Here is a 14,882-nt window from a genome sequence, read left to right as displayed (position 1 = left end):
CCCCCCTCGGTGAGAGGCCGTTGTCGCCTATCCCGACGGATTGCTTCCGACATAGGGCATTCTCTCAGCGGTCTGTAGCGGCACGGTGTCGCCCGTGACAATCAGGAAGAGCGCCTTAAGTGTTCACCCCCTTGCGCGCCGCCTCCACGATCCGTCGCGCCGCCTCCACCTCGTCCATCACGATGGTGTGCCCGAGCCCGGGATAGATCCGCTCGGTCACCACAGCGTCGAGGCCGGCCAGGATGCGCGCGGTGGCGTGCACCCGTTCCACGGGGATATGGAAGTCGACATCGCTGCAGCCGAGGAAAACCGGCGTACCGGAAAGCGAGCCGCTCCGCGTCTCGATCTCCTCGTCGGTGCCGATCAGTCCGCCGCTGAAGCCGACCACGCCGCCGAGCCGACGGCCGGACCGCGCCGCCCACTCCAGCGACAGGCAGGCGCCCTGCGAGAACCCGGCGACCACCACGTTCTCGGCCGCGACGCCCGCCGCCTCCAGGTCGGCGACCAGTCCGTCGATGACCGCCAGCGCGGCGGAGAGATCCGGCTCGTTGCGGGCGCGGGGCACCAGGAAGCGCTCCGGATACCAGACCGCCTGCCGGGCCTGCGGTGCGAGAAAGGCGACGTCGCCGCTTTCGGCGAGATGCGCCGAAAGCGACAGGATGTCGTCGGCCCCCGCTCCGCGTCCGTGGACGAGGATGACGGCGGCGCGTGCCGTCTCGGGGCTGGCGCCGGCCGACAGCACCGGCTGGCCGGCGTGCGGGGCGCTGCCCCGGGTGAGGGTGATGGCCATGACCGTTTCCTCCTCAGGCGAGCGGCTTGAGGTTGCGCTCTATGGACGCCCGCCGGGGTTCCAGGAACGGCGGCAGCGACAGCGCCTCGCCCAGCGTCTCGGCCGGCTCGTCGGCGGTGAAGCCAGGGATGTCGGTCGCAATCTCGAACAGGATCCCGTTCGGCTCCCGGAAGTAGAGCGAGCGGAAGTAGTAGCGCTCCACCTCGCCGCTGGACGGGACGCGGAATTGCGCGACCCGCTCGGTCCAGGCCCTGAGGCCATCGTAGTCCGGCGTCCTGAACGCCACGTGATGCACGCCGCCGGCGCCCTCGCGGCCCGCCGGAACGCCCGGTTCCACGGCCACATGCAACTCGGCCGCCGCGCCGCCCGGTCCCATCGAGAAGACGTGGACGGTCTTCGTCGGATCGGTCGGCAGCGGGTAGTCCCGCACCGGCTCCATGTTCATCACGTGCATCAGCACCGCGGCCGTCGGCGTCAGGTCGGGGACGCTGAGCGTGATCGGTCCGAGGCCGCGGATCTGGTGCTCGGCCGGCACCGGGCTCTTTGCCCAGGGGTGAGCCTCATACGTGCCGCCGTCGTCGACGAGCGCCAGCCGCTGCCCCTCGAAATCCTCGAAGGCGAGCGTAGCCCGGCCGTCGATCACCGCCACATCGGTGGTGCTGACACCCTTGGCGCGGAGGTGGTCGCGCCACCAGCCGAGCGACTCGGCACCGACCCTGAGGCCGGTACGGGCGATCGAGTGGGTGCCGCGGCGGGCAGGTGCCACCGGCCAGTCGAAGAACGTGATGTCCGAGCCAGGCGTCGCCGCGCCGTCGCCGTAGAACAGGTGGTAGGCGCTTGTGTCGTCCTGGTTGACGGTCTTCTTGACCAGCCGCATCCCGAGCACGTCGGTGTAGAACCGCAGATTGCCCGGCGCGTCGGCTGTGATGGCCGTGAGATGATGGATTCCCTGAAGTGCGAGCTCCATGGCCGCCTCCTTCGTTCGATTGCGTTGTCCCCAATATCGGGCCGCCGGGCGAAAGGGCAAATGCCGGCTGGGGTGGAGCACCGTTTCCACCACGTGAACAATCCACCAGGAAGCGTTGTGTGGCGAGCCTCAGGTCGGCTGAACGTCGGCGATGACAGGAAGATGGTCGGAGCCGTCGCGGGGCAGGGGAAGGGACAGAGACGTTCCCTTGAGATGAGGGGACAGGTAGATGCGATCCAGCGGGAACACCGGCAGGCGCGCGTGGAAGGTGCGCCCGCCGATCGCCGTCGGAAAGCTCGGCGCCAGCAGGCGACCGACCGCGCCTGGCTGAAGCCAGTCGTTGAAATCGCCGAGCAGGATCGTCGGTCGCGTCACCGGGGTGACCACCTCGAACAGGCGCCGCATCTGGTCGCGCCGTTCGCCGCGCCCTAGGCCGAGGTGGGTGGCGATCACCCGGATCGGGCCGGAGGGAGCGGCGATGATGGCATCGATGGCTGTGCGCGGTTCGCGCGATCGGTAGGCGAGGTCCACGGCCCGCGCCTCCAGGATCTCCCACCGGCTGATCAGCGCGATGCCGTACTGCCGCCGGGCGTCGGAAATGGTCCAGACCTCGTGCCGGTGGACGCCGGCATGAGCCTCCAGGAGATCGAAGAACGGCACGGGATCGCCATGGCTTTCGCGCAGGTCCACTTCCTGCACCGCGAGGATATCCGGCGTGACGGCGGCGACAACGTCCGCGACCCGTTGCGGCGAACGGACGCCATCCGTGCCGACGCAGCCATGGATGTTCCAGGTCATCACGCGCATGCCGGAGCCGTATCAGCGGTTGGCGAAGCGCGAAAGGATCTTCTGCAGCCCCCAGGAAACGGCGAGCCAGAACAGCGACAGCCCGACCAGGATGGCGATGTCCATGCTGGTGGGGTTGGTGGCGACCCGGGCGATCTGGCCGCCGAGCGGCGCGATGACGAGGAATCCGGGCGCTAGGCCGATCAAGGTGCCGAGCGCGTAGTCGCGCAGACGGATGTGACTCGCGCCCGCCATCAGGTTGACGATCGTGAAGGGCGCGACGGGAAGCATGCGGATGGCTGCCACCGCGAACACGCCCTGGTCCCGGATGCGCCGCCCCACCCGGGCGAACTTCGGCCCGAGGATGTGGTCGATCGTCCCTTTGCCGACGGTGGCGCCGATGGCGTAGGTGAGGAGCGCCGAGGCGAGGGTGCCGATCGTCGCGTAGAGAAGCCCGAGCGCCGTGCCGAAGGTCATCGCGGTCACCACGATCGCGATGTTGATCGGAAAGGCGAACAGCCCGAGCACCATGTAGGCGACGATCACGTAGACCGGTGCCAGCGGGTCGCCGTTGATCTCCTCGGCGACGGCGCGGAGCGATTCCACGTCCGTGTATTCCTTCAGCGGCGTCACCCGCCAGATGAGGACGAGCGCCGCCGTCACCGCGCAGAGCGCCAGCAGGCGGGAGTAGCCGCCGAGCGTGCGCCGCACCGGCTTGGGTTCGGCCATTCGGGTGATCACCGTGTCCGTGTCGATCGGCGTGTCCGGGTCGGCGAGGGCGACCACCGCCTCCGGTGCGTCGATCTCCTCCGCCGCATGGTCGTCGATCGGCGTCAGGCAGCGGTTGGTGCGGTCGAGGTCGGGCAGGGCGGCGATCATCGACCCGGATCGGCGCACGAGCGAGCCGGCGAGATCGGCGTCGGCGCCGAAATGCTCGCCAAGCAGGGTGTCGCGCAGCCTGGTCACCATCGCGCGCTCTTCAGGCGAGCGCGCGAGGATGACGAGGTCGAGCTCGGTATCCGTGCCCATCGATCGGTTGTTGAGGTTCGCCGATCCGATCCGCAGCAGCCTGTCGTCGACGATGGTCACCTTGGAGTGGACCATCACGTCGATCGACTCCTCGCCATGGCACACCTGCGGGTACACAAGGCGTACCCGGTCGGACACGCCGGCGTCCTCGAGCACCTTCATGAAGGCGAGGCGCCCGCCGCCCATGGTCTTCGCCTCGATCCAGGAGGCGTAGGTCTTCGGGCCGATCAGGATCGTCTCCAGGCCTGGCCGTTCCTTCATCCGCCCGGCGATCACTTCGGCCACGCTGGTGGCGGTCAGGAACTGGTTCTCGATGTAGATGAACCGCTCGGCTGTCTTCAGCATCGCGGGAAACAGCTCCGCGATCTCGCGGACGGCCGGCCGGCCGTCCATCGGCGGGTCGGTCCGCGAGAGCCCGACCGACACGTCCGTAAAATGCGGCTCGACGTTGTCCGGCCAGGCCGTGCCGGCCCGGTTGAGCCCGACGGGAAGGTCGGCGCACCGCGCTCGCTGCCAGCGCATCCGCACCACGTCGCCGATCGCGCGGGCGGCGTCGCCCTCCACCAGCATCTGCACGTCGTGGAACGGCCGGTAGGGCTTGTTGCCGGGATCCACCCTGAGGATGTTCTCGTATTCGTGCTCCGGCGTGTCCCAGCGGCGGATCGTCAGGTCGATGCCGCCGGAGAAGGCGATGGTCTCGTCGATCAGCACGATCTTCTGGTGATGCGCCGATCCGAACGGCACGCAGTCGTCAAGGCAGAAGTCGATCCTCTCCGGCGACAGCCAGCCGAGAACCAGCGAGGAGAAGAACTCCCGCTCGGCCGAGAACAGCACGGAGAAGTCCCAGAGCAGGATATGGACCATCAGGTCCGGACGCTCCTTCACAAGGGCGGAGAGGAAGTCGCCGAGGTGAAGCGGATAGCCGTCGTCCGCCGTGCCGGAGGGCCCGACCAGGGGCGTGCGGCTGTCGATATCCCACCCGACGATCACGATCTGCCGCTCGGCCTTGAGGAGAGCCTCGCGCAGGGCGCCGTAGTAGGGGGCCGCGTCACGCAGAACGGTGGCGCGCGAGGCGCGTTCGGTCCGCCACAGGCCGTCGAGTGTCGCGACGTCGGTATCTTCGGGTGTTTCGATCATGGCTGATGGATGACGCGGAACCATGCCTCCCGGTTCCAGGCCGCGCTCCAGCTTGCGCCTTCCCGACAGCAGCTGGTGGGCGCGGGTGAGGGGCGCCATCATTCCGCGACCTCTTCTCGGGCCCGGATCAGGTCCTTTTCCTGCGCCTTGGCGCGCTCCATCCGCTCCCGCAGGAAGACGAGCACCGCCTGCTCGTAGTCCTCCAGCTCGCCGCGCTCGGTGGCGTCGCTGTCCATCTCGGCCTGTTCGCGGACGGCCAGCGCCAAGCTGCCCTCCTCGAAGGCGCTGAGGATCTCCGGGTGGACGTAGGACTTGCGGCAGACCGTCGGGGTGTTGCCGAGTCGGGAGGCGACGTCGTCCATCGCCTTCTTCAGCGCCTTGCGCACGGCGGTCTTGGTCTCCGGGTACTCAACGCCGGCCAGCGCCAGCGCAGCCTGGACGGTGCCGGCCCACGTCCGGAAATCCTTGGCCGTGACGTCCTTGCCGCTGATTTCCTTGAGGTAGCCATTGACGTCGGCCGAGCCGATGCTCTGGCGCACGCCGTCCTCGTCCACATACTGGAACAGCCGCTGGCCGGGGAGCTCCTGGATGGTGCGCAGCACCCGCGCGATCCGCCGGTCGCTGACCTTCAGTTTCCACGGCTTGCCGCTCTTGCCCTTGAACTCGAAGCGGATCGCCGCGCCTTCAACCGCTACGTGGCGGGTGCGCAGCGTGGTCAGCCCGAAGCTCTTGTTCTCCCGCGCGTAGTCCTCGTTGCCGATCCGGATCAGCGTGGTCTCCAGGAGCTTGACCACGCAGGCGAGCACCTTCTCGCGCGGCAACCCGTGCCGGCGGAGATCGGCGAGCGCCCGCTGGCGGATCTGCGGCAGCACCTGGCCGAACTCGATGAGGTGCTCGAACTTGACGACCTCCCGGTGCAGGCTGAAGGAGGGGTGGTAGCGATACTGCTTGCGGCCTTTCTGGTCGCGGCCGGTCGCCTGCAGGTGGCTCATCGGATCGGGACTGATCCAGACCTGCGTCCACGCCGGCGGTATCACAAGCCGCTTGATCCGGGTCAGCGTCTCCGCGTCCGTGACCGTGCTGCCATCCGGATCGCGGAAGGAGAACCCCTTGCCGTGCCGCCGCCGGGTGATTCCCGGCGCTTCGTCGCTGGCATAGACGAGGCCGGTCGCCTTCAGGTCCTCCGGTACGTCGGCGATTATCGCCTCGACCGGTACGCGGGACATCTCCACCATGACGTGAGCCTCCAGGGTGGAGTAACGAGAACCGGCTCCGCCCGTTCCGTTTCCGGCGGCGCATTCGCCCCTGGCGCGCCGCGATATGGACTCACGAAATATTTTTGAGGCACAGTCGAACTCAAGCGCGGCTTTACGCGTTGGTTCTCGGCTGCGGTGTGTTCGTTGCACAGATTTATGCAGCCGGGCCAATGTTCAGCGCGGTGCGGGAAAGAGTTTCAGCATGCAGGATCTTAGGGGCAGCCGTATTCTCGTCGTTGAAGACGAGGCCCTCATCGCCATGGCCTTGGAGGATATGCTCCTCGATCTCGGGTGCGAGGTCGTCGGCCCGGCGTCCACGGTCGCCGCCGCGTTGGACTACGCCGGCAAGGAAACGTTGGACGGCGCGCTGCTCGACATCAACGTCCGCGGAACCCTGGTCTACCCGGTGGCCGAAGCGCTGATCGCGCGCGGCATCCCGGTGGTCCTGTGCAGCGGCTACGCCCTGACCTCGGCCATCCCGCCGCCCTACGACGCCCTGCCGCAGATCGCCAAGCCCTACAATCCGAGCGTCCTGCGCGACACCCTGCACGCCACCTTCGCCCGCCGTCTGCGCGCCTGACGGTGCGCCCTGGCGCTAGGAGGCCAGATAGCGCCCGGCCAGGGCGCCGTCCGCCTCGCGCTCGACCGGCATGCAGAGCCGGCAGATGACTCCCGACCGCGGGAACTCCAGCGAGCTCTCCCCGTCGAACTCGTAGGCGATCGCCCGCTCGATCAGCGATGCGCCGAAGCCGCGCTCCAGCGGCGGCTCCACGGACGGCCCGCCGCTTTCCTCCCAGGAGAACCGGACGCAGGTCCGCTCCCCGCTTTCCTCCATCTCCCAGGCGATCCGCACCCGCCCGCCCGGCACGCTGAGCGCCCCGTATTTGCAGGCGTTGGTCGCCAGCTCGTGGACCACCAGGTTCAGCGTCAGCGCGTGCGAGGGTGGGATGCGCACCGGCCCGCCGTCGAGCTCGATGGCGTCCTGCGTGTCGCTGAAGGGCGACAGCGCGGCGGAGAGCACCGCCTTGATGTCGAGCTCGCTCCAGTCGGCGCGGAACAGCAGCGCATGCGCCTCGGCCAGCGTCTCCAGCCGCCCCATGAAGGCGGGGCGGAACTCCTCCAGCGTGGCCGACTTCTGGAACGTCTGCTGGGCGATGGCGACGACCGTGGCGAGCGTGTTCTTGACCCGATGGCTGAGTTCAGCGACCAGCAGCCGGGTCCGCGCCTCCGCCCGCCGGCGCTCCCGCAGCGCCTCCGCCTCCTTGAGTGCGCGACCGACGGCGGCTGGCAGGCGGTTCATCCGCTGCTTCAGGACATAGTCCGTCGCGCCGCGTTTGAGCGTCTCGGTCGCGGTCTCCTCGCCGAACATGCCGGAGATGAAGATGAACGGCGTCTCCGGCACCTGCGCCCGCGCCATGTCGAGCGCGGAAAGGCCGTCGAAGGCCGGCAGCGCGTAGTCGGACAGAATCAGGTCGTGCACCTGCCGGCCGAGCGCCCGGGCGAACTCGTCGCGCGTCACCACGCGATCGATCTCGCAGGCAAACGGCGCCTTGGCCATGTGCTCCCCGATCAGCTCCGCGTCGAGGGGACTGTCTTCCAGGAGCAGAATACGAACCGGCATTACGGAATACTCGTCAAAGGTCGTTGCTGCCTGCCCCGGACAGCCGGTGCGGCGGCGGCTCGTTCAGGATTGCCCAGAACACGCCGATGTCCTGGATGGCTTCCAGGAAGGCGCTGAACCCGACCGGCTTCACCACGAAGGCGTTGACGCCCAGCTTGTAGCTCTGCACCAGATCCTTCTCCTCCCGCGACGACGTCAGCATGACGACGGGGATCTGCATCAGCGCCGGATCGCGCTTGATCGCCTCCAGCACCTCCAGCCCGTCGACACGCGGCAGCTTCAGGTCGAGGAGAACGACGGCGGGCTCGCCGCTGTTCCGTCCCTGGTGGCTGCCTCGCGCATAGAGGTAGTCGAGCGCCTCCACGCCGTCGCGGGCGACATGGATGTCGTTGGCGAGCTGGCACTTCGCCAGCGCCTCGAGCGTGAGCTCGATGTCCTTCGGGCTGTCTTCGACCAGAAGGATGGGTCTCAGTGTCGACATTTAGATCCTCTCGGCTGCCCTTTCCGGAAGGGCGAAGGTGAAGGTTGCGCCGCGGCCGATCTCACCGATCGCCTCGGTCCGCCCGCCGTGTCGCTCCACGATGCGGCGCACCAGCGCCAGCCCGATGCCGGTGCCCTCGAAGTCCTCGGACCTGTTGAGCCGCTGGAACACCTGGAACAGCTTGTCGACATAGGCCATGTCGAAGCCGATCCCGTTGTCGGAGACGGTGTAGGCGGTTTCGCGGCCGCCAGGCGTCTCCGCCACGCGCCCGCTGACCAGGATCAGCGCCGGCGTCCGGCCGCGCGTGTACTTGACGGCGTTGGAGACGAGGTTGAACAGCACCTGCCGGATCAGCCCGGCGTCGCCGGTCGCCGGCGGCAGGTCGGAGATGTGCCACTCGATCTCCCGGTCGCGCGTCTCGAAGGCGAGCGATCGGATCACCTCGGACATCAGCTTGTTCATGTCCACGCGCACGGGGTGCACCTGCACGCGGCCGAGCTGCGAGAAGTGGAGGAGGTCGTCGACCAGTTTGCCGGCGGTATGGGCCGATTCCGTGATGTTGTGGAGAAAGTGCCGCGCCTTCTCGTCGAACTGCTCGCCGTAGCGCTCCGACAGCAGCTCGGCGTAGCCCACGATGTGGCGGAACGGCGCCCTAAGGTCGTGGCTGATCGAGTAGGAGAAGGCTTCCAGCTCGCGGTTGCTGCGCTGCAGGTCCTCCGTCAGCGACGCCATCTCCTCGGCGCGCTTCAGCAGGATCTCGACGATCGCCCGGCGCAGGTTGTCCGCCGCGTCCACCTCGGCCGGCGACCAGGGGCGCGAAGTGCGCCGCACCGTCTCCCGCCATGCCTCGAACGATTTGCGCGGGCTGATCCGCGTGTCCGGTCCGATCGCCTCGAACTGCTTGCGCGGATCACCGCCCCAGGAAACCGTGTGGATCACCTCGCTGCGGAACCACAGCACGTGGGTGGAGCGCACCTGGCTGAGCGACAGGGCGAGCAGCCCGCTCGCCGCATCGGCGAAGTCCGCGGCCGCCGGCATCACGGCCGGCAGCGACGCCGTGGCGAACACCCCCTGGTCCCCGTCGCCCTGCAGCCAGCCGATGATCGCGCGAACGCTGGCCACATCGGGCGTCCGCCCGATCAGCGTGACCCGCCCCTCGTGCGAGATGGCGGCGCCCTCCGCTCCGGTCAGCGCCAGCAGCGCGTCGGGCAGGGTGGCGAGGCCGGCGGCGTAGTTGGGGCTCGCAGCCATGGCGGCCAAAAGGCGGGTGAGTGCGCCCTGCTTGGCGACGCGCTCGGCCGCATCGCCGTGCACGGCCTCCGAGGCGATGCGCATGGAAAGGATCTGCGCGACGAGATCGCAGGCCGAGCGGGCTTCCGGCGGCACGCGCTTGGCCAGCTTGTTGTGGCAGGAGATCAGCCCCCAGAGCTCTCCCTCGATCAGGATCGACACCGACATGGAGGCCTGCGTGCCCATGTTGTTCATGTATTCCACATGAACGGGGGAGACGCTCCGCAGCGCCGAAAAGCCGAGGTCGATCGGGCCGCCGAGCCGCGTGGCGATCGGCACGGGAGAGTAGCTCGCGTCCGGAATCTGGCGGACGCGGTTCAGCCGGTAGAGGTCGCGCGCCTGCTGCGGGATGTCGCTCGCCGGGAACCGCAGCTCCAGGTAGGAGGGCAGCGCGTCGTTGCGGTCCTCCGCGATCACCGTTCCCGTCCAGGACGCGTCGAACCGGTAGATCATCACCCGGTCGAAGCCCGACAGCTCGCGCACCGTGCGGGCGACGGCCTGCAGCCCCTCGGCGACTGTCCGCACGCTCTGGAGATGCGTGACGACGCCGCCGATCAGGGCCTGGATCTGCCGGGAATCCGCCTGCCCTGGGGGCACCTCCTCCAACTCCAGCACGACGTGCGGCCCGACCGCGTGGGCCATGGCGTCGTAGCGGACCGCGCCGCGCCGGAGCGAGCCCAGCGGCTGCGTGCGATCGACCGGCAGCGGGCCGGTCAGCGCGTCGAGCAGTTCCGGGTCGAGGTCGGGCACCAGCGCTTCCAGGCTGAGCCCGAGCGCCTCGCCGGCCGATCGGCCGGTGAGCGCTGCGGCATTGGCACTGATCGCCTCGACGGTCCGGCCCGCGGACAGCACGAACAGCACGCCGTGCGGCTGGATCGAGCCCGGGATCCGGATCGGCTCGCGGTCGCAGGTGGTGAGATCCGGACGCAGATCGTTCATGCCACCTCTCCGGCCGCCGCCGGCGGCGCATGCCGGTCGAGTTCCTCGATGAGCCGTGTGAAGGTCGCCTGCGCTCCGGCCACGATGGCATCGTCGTGCGCGGGGTCTGAAAAGGCCTCCAGCCGTGCCCGGAACGCTGTCCACATCGGACCGATCGCCGCACCGTAGCTGGAGAAGTAGGCAGCGCCCGCCCCGGCGACGAGCCCGAAGCGACGCTGCAGATGCCGCGCAATGACCCGCCCGCCGAGCGTCGAGCCTTCCAGCACGTAGAGCGATCCCATCGCCTCGGCGCGTCCGACGAGCCAGTCCGCAGAATGGAACCGTCGGCCAGGCGCGACCCCGAAGTGGGCGAGGTCGCGGTTCACGAGCGCCAGTTTCCGCCGCGGATCAAACAGCGCCTCGTCGGCAAGCAGTGTTGCGATTCGCGGCTCCCACGCAGCGTGGAAGGCTTGGAAGGCGGCGAGGATGTCGATGTAGCGGCCGATCGTGAGCTCCGGGCTCATCAGGGCGGACGCCGCTTCGACCCGGTCGTGGAGCGGCGCAGTCTCGGCTTTCAGGCGCTCCAGGAGCATGGATGGCTGATCCTCTGTCGCAAAGGCAAGCCGAGCGGGAGCGTCCGAGAGGATCGCACCCGCGCCCTGCATTCCTGACTTCAGGATCGGCTTCGTCGGAACATCATAATGCATGTAAGTTGCATTGTAATGGCCCGGGATCGCATCATCGGCTGTGCCCGGACAGGCGGAGCGCTCCCGGGTGCCGACGACGGCGCGGTACACGTGACCGGAGCCGCGCCGTGCCGGATCCTCGAGAGGACCGGTCGCCCGGTTCTGCGAGGAGAACGGGCAGCCGGGCACAAGGTTCCGCTTCTGCCGAACGGTTGTTGGTTCAGGATGCCGGTCTGGCTGATTTACCGGGCCGCGCTCAGCGGCGGACCGGGCGCGCGAGCCGCTTGGCGTTGGCCGCCACGGTGCGGTATCCCGGTTCTGTCGCCGCGTCCGAGATCCGCAGCATCTCCAGCGGCAGCATCTCCCAGGCCACCATGCCGGCGGCCATCCGCATCGCCATGCTTTGCGCGGCGAGGGTCGCGTAGAAGGCGCCGAAGCAGCCGGCCGTGACCTTCTCCGCGATCGCGCGGTTCCATTCGGTCATGTTCTCCGCACTCGGCTGCGCGAACAGGATCGGCATTCGGTGGACGAGGGTGGTCATCGTATCGGCCGCGGCGGCCGCTGCAGCAGTCCCCGATTTCGTCATTGCGCGATGGGATTTGTGCATGATGGCTCCCGCCTTGGACGCTCGGCAGAACCGAACCGTCGAGATCAACGTAACAGAAGAACGTGAAGATGACGGAAACCGTTGCCTTCGCCTTTCGGATGGTACGCGGCGCGGTAAGGAGTGGGCATGCGGCAGATCGTGACAACCTATGGCTCGGTTCTGGCAGTCTTCCTGGTGCTGGATGGCCTCTGGCTCGGCGTGATCGCCGGTCCGTACTACCGCAGCGAACTCGCCGGGCTGCTGAAGCCGGAGTTCAACGTCGCCGTCGCCCTTGCCTTCTACCTCTTCTACGCCGCCGGGCTGGTCTTCTTCGCCGTCCAGCCGGCGATCGCCTCCGGCAGCATCTGGACCGCGCTCTTCTACGGCGCCTTCCTGGGCGCACTCGCCTACGGCACCTACGACCTCACCAACCTGGCGACGCTTCAGGGCTACCCCGTCACGATCGCGGTCCTGGATCTCGGCTGGGGCATCGTCGTGAGCGCTTCCGCCGCGGCCGGCGGATACCTGATCTCGCGCCGCCTGGAGCTTCTTTTCGGCTGACCGGACATCGGGGACTTGCCGAAGGGTTGACTCTGACCTAGGTCTGGAGAAGGGGACAAAGCAAGAACATAAGCTGAGACATGGCCGCAAAGACGATCCTGGACAAACTCGCCGTTCTGTCCGACGCCGCGAAATACGACGCGTCCTGTGCTTCCTCCGGGTCGGAAAAGCGCAAGGCGGGCAAGACCACCGGCATTGGCTCCACCCAGGGGATGGGCATCTGCCACGCCTATGCGCCGGACGGGCGATGCATCTCGCTCCTGAAAATCCTGCTCACGAATTTCTGCGTTTTCGACTGCGCCTATTGCGTCAACCGCTCGTCCTCCAACGTGGAGCGCGCCCGCTTCACGCCGGAGGAGGTCGTGCGCCTGACGCTGGACTTCTACAAGCGCAACTACATCGAGGGCCTGTTCCTGTCCTCCGGCATCATCCGGGATAGCGACTACACCATGGAGCAGTTGGTGCGGGTCGCGGCCCTCCTGCGCGAGGAGCACGATTTCCGCGGCTACATCCACCTGAAGGCGATCCCCGGTGCCAGCGACGACCTGATCGACGCCGCGGGCCGCTATGCCGACCGCCTGTCGGTCAACGTCGAGCTGCCGACCGATGAGAGCGTGGAGCGCTTCGCTCCGGAGAAGAAGCCGGCCGTGATCCGCCAGGCGATGGGCGCACTCCGCACTCGGATCGAGGCCAACGAGGACCTGAAGAAGGCAAAGGCCAAGGTCCGCCGCTTCGCGCCCGCGGGCCAGTCCACACAGATGATCGTCGGGGCGGACGACACCACCGACGCCACCATCCTGGAGCGCAGCGCCAACCTCTACGGCAGCTACCAGCTGAAGCGCGTCTACTTCTCCGCCTTCAGCCCGATCCCGGACGCCTCCAGCGCCTTGCCGCTCCTGAAGCCGCCGATGATGCGCGAGCACCGCCTCTACCAGGCGGACTGGCTGATGCGCTTCTACGGCTTCGACCGCAAGGAGATCGTCGACGGCGCGCCCGGCGGCATGCTCGACCTCACCGTCGATCCCAAGCTTGCCTGGGCCTTGTCAACCCGCGACCGGTTTCCCGTCGACATCAACCGGGCCGACCGCGAGACACTGCTGCGCGTGCCGGGTCTCGGCGTCAAGTCGGTCGACCGGCTGATCGCCTCGCGACGCTGGACGACGCTGCGCCTCGCCGATCTCGGGCGGATCGTGAAATCGCTCGACGCGGTGCGCCCGTTCGTCGTGGCGGCGGACTGGCATCCGGGCAGCGCGCTCGACCGGCTCGATCTGAAGGCGAAGCTGGCGCCGTCGCCCGAACAGCTGAGCCTGTTCTGATGGTCACGGTCCGGCTCGCCCACGAGACCGACTTCGCCGGCTTCCGCCACGCCGCCCGCCGGTTGGCGGCGCATGCGGTGCCGCCGGCCGACGTGGTCTGGCGTGTCGGCGAGGCGGCCGGCGACCTCCTCTCCGCGGACGAGCCTTTGCCGCCGCCGATCGCCGCGGAGCGGGAGCTGCGGGTGCCGCGCCTCTTCGTGCCGCTCGCCGAGGCCGTGGTCTGCCATTCAAGCCCCGACCGTTTCGCGCTGCTCTACCGCATTCTCACCCGCTTCTTCGTCGAGCCGCGGCTGCTGCAGATCGCCACCGATCCCGACGTGTCCGCCGCCCGGCGGATGGAAAAGTCGATCGGCCGCGACGTGCACAAGATGCACGCCTTCGTCCGCTTCCGCGCGGTCCCGACCGATGAGGGCGAGCGTTTCGTCGCCTGGTTCGAGCCCGAGCATTTCATCGAGGAGCGGGCGGCGCCCTTCTTCCGCGACCGCTTCGCCCCGATGCACTGGACCATCCTGACGCCGCGGGTGGCGATCGTCTGGGACACCGAGACCCTCGCCTTCGGCCCCGGCGGCCGGCGCGAGGACGTGCCCGGCGAGGACGCCACGGAGGATCTCTGGCGCACCTACTACGCCAACATCTTCAATCCGGCCCGGCTGAAGGTGAAGGCGATGACGGCGGAGATGCCGAAGAAATACTGGCGGAACCTGCCGGAGGCCGCGCTCATTCCCTCGCTGATCGCGGGCGCGGAGCGGCGCGCGGCCGGCATGATCGCGGCTGCGCCGACACTGCCGCCCGCCTACCACGATCGGATCCGTATCCGGGACGGTGAAAGGATCGAGGCCATGGCCGACACGGAGGCGACGGACCTGGACCGCGTGCGCGAGGAGGCGGCCGGCTGCCGCCGCTGCCCGCTCTACGCCAACGCCACGCAGACGGTGTTTGGGGAAGGACCGCAGGCGGCCGACGTGATGTTCGTCGGCGAGCAGCCCGGCGACCGCGAGGACCTCGTCGGCCGGCCCTTCGTCGGGCCTGCGGGTCAGGTGTTCGACGAGGCGGTGACGGAAGCCGGCATCGACCGGGCACGCTGCTACGTCACCAATGCGGTGAAGCACTTCAAGTTCGAGCCGCGCGGCAAGCGCCGCCTGCACAAGAAGCCGAACGGCGGCGAGATCGAGGCCTGCCGCTGGTGGCTCGCCAAGGAGATCACGTTGGTGCAGCCGCGCCTGATCGTCGGCCTCGGTGGCACCGCGCTGCAGTCTCTGCTCGACCGTCCGGTGAAGATCACCGAGATGCGCGGCCAGTTCCTGGAATTCCGGGACGGCCTCACCGTGTTCGCCACAGTCCACCCGAGCTTCCTCCTGCGCCTGCCGGACCCGGAGATGAAGCGGCTGGAACGCGCCCGGTTTGTTGACGACCTCAAGCGCGTCGCCGAACGGATCGCGGAGATGGCGGCGTAGGTCG

General features: G+C 68.4%; 14 protein-coding genes. 4 read left to right on the top strand and 10 right to left on the bottom strand.

The genetic code is table 11. From position 1 onward, the window contains the following. Positions 1-115: 115 nt before the first annotated feature. The 5 genes from HZ321_RS03435 to HZ321_RS03415 form a co-directional block, all read right to left on the bottom strand. Positions 116-790, bottom strand: a complete 675-nt coding sequence (locus HZ321_RS03435; protein ID WP_181700231.1) for an alpha/beta hydrolase — start codon at positions 788-790, stop codon at positions 116-118. 13 nt (positions 791-803) lie between these two features. Further along, complete coding sequence (locus HZ321_RS03430) at positions 804-1,757, bottom strand: ring-cleaving dioxygenase (protein ID WP_181700229.1); 954 nt, start codon at positions 1,755-1,757, stop codon at positions 804-806. A 129-nt stretch (positions 1,758-1,886) separates the two neighbouring features. Beyond that, positions 1,887-2,564, bottom strand: a complete 678-nt coding sequence (locus tag HZ321_RS03425) for an endonuclease/exonuclease/phosphatase family protein (protein WP_181700227.1) — start codon at positions 2,562-2,564, stop codon at positions 1,887-1,889. A gap of 12 nt (positions 2,565-2,576) precedes the next feature. Then, a complete protein-coding gene (locus HZ321_RS03420; protein WP_181700226.1) occupies positions 2,577-4,811 on the bottom strand; it encodes a VTT domain-containing protein in 2,235 nt (744 codons plus the stop codon). Continuing rightward, positions 4,808-5,944, bottom strand: coding sequence for a DNA topoisomerase IB (locus HZ321_RS03415; RefSeq protein ID WP_244635547.1), 1,137 nt, complete (start codon positions 5,942-5,944; stop codon positions 4,808-4,810). Before HZ321_RS03415 ends, HZ321_RS03420 begins: the two co-directional genes overlap by 4 nt. Positions 5,945-6,167: 223 nt before the next feature. Between HZ321_RS03415 and HZ321_RS03410 the strand changes: the two genes are divergently transcribed. After that, positions 6,168-6,545 carry a response regulator gene (locus HZ321_RS03410; RefSeq protein ID WP_181700224.1) on the top strand — a complete coding sequence of 126 codons (378 nt, stop codon included), beginning with the start codon at positions 6,168-6,170 and terminating at the stop codon, positions 6,543-6,545. A gap of 15 nt (positions 6,546-6,560) precedes the next feature. Here the strand turns inward: HZ321_RS03410 and HZ321_RS03405 are convergent, their stop codons facing one another. The 5 genes from HZ321_RS03405 to HZ321_RS03385 all read right to left on the bottom strand — a co-directional run bounded on the left by HZ321_RS03405 (position 6,561) and on the right by HZ321_RS03385 (position 11,568). Beyond that, entirely contained in the window at positions 6,561-7,586 is a 1,026-nt protein-coding gene (locus HZ321_RS03405) for an HWE histidine kinase domain-containing protein (protein WP_181700222.1), read from the bottom strand. A 13-nt stretch (positions 7,587-7,599) separates the two neighbouring features. After that, the gene (locus tag HZ321_RS03400; protein ID WP_181700220.1) at positions 7,600-8,067 is read right to left on the bottom strand and encodes a response regulator; all 468 of its coding nucleotides are present in this window, start codon (positions 8,065-8,067) and stop codon (positions 7,600-7,602) included. Continuing rightward, a complete protein-coding gene (locus HZ321_RS03395) occupies positions 8,068-10,296 on the bottom strand; it encodes an ATP-binding protein (RefSeq protein ID WP_181700218.1) in 2,229 nt (742 codons plus the stop codon). Continuing rightward, the gene (locus tag HZ321_RS03390) at positions 10,293-10,868 is read right to left on the bottom strand and encodes a biliverdin-producing heme oxygenase (protein ID WP_181700216.1); all 576 of its coding nucleotides are present in this window, start codon (positions 10,866-10,868) and stop codon (positions 10,293-10,295) included. Before HZ321_RS03390 ends, HZ321_RS03395 begins: the two co-directional genes overlap by 4 nt. Before the next feature lie 349 nt (positions 10,869-11,217). Beyond that, entirely contained in the window at positions 11,218-11,568 is a 351-nt protein-coding gene (locus tag HZ321_RS03385) for a hypothetical protein (RefSeq protein ID WP_181700214.1), read from the bottom strand. A 126-nt stretch (positions 11,569-11,694) separates the two neighbouring features. On the opposite strand from HZ321_RS03385, the gene HZ321_RS03380 reads away from it, so the two are divergent. The 3 genes from HZ321_RS03380 to HZ321_RS03370 all read left to right on the top strand — a co-directional run bounded on the left by HZ321_RS03380 (position 11,695) and on the right by HZ321_RS03370 (position 14,878). Then, positions 11,695-12,108 carry a DUF2177 family protein gene (locus tag HZ321_RS03380; protein ID WP_181700212.1) on the top strand — a complete coding sequence of 138 codons (414 nt, stop codon included), beginning with the start codon at positions 11,695-11,697 and terminating at the stop codon, positions 12,106-12,108. 80 nt (positions 12,109-12,188) lie between these two features. Further along, positions 12,189-13,424 carry a putative DNA modification/repair radical SAM protein gene (locus HZ321_RS03375; RefSeq protein ID WP_181700210.1) on the top strand — a complete coding sequence of 412 codons (1,236 nt, stop codon included), beginning with the start codon at positions 12,189-12,191 and terminating at the stop codon, positions 13,422-13,424. Next, positions 13,424-14,878, top strand: coding sequence for a UdgX family uracil-DNA binding protein (locus HZ321_RS03370; protein ID WP_181700208.1), 1,455 nt, complete (start codon positions 13,424-13,426; stop codon positions 14,876-14,878). The genes HZ321_RS03375 and HZ321_RS03370 overlap by 1 nt, the downstream gene beginning before the upstream one ends. Positions 14,879-14,882: the final 4 nt, after the last annotated feature.

The organism is Chthonobacter albigriseus (genome assembly GCF_013839445.1).
In the GTDB taxonomy this organism is placed as follows: domain Bacteria; phylum Pseudomonadota; class Alphaproteobacteria; order Rhizobiales; family Pleomorphomonadaceae; genus Chthonobacter; species Chthonobacter albigriseus.
This window is presented reverse-complemented; position numbering and strand designations above follow the sequence as displayed.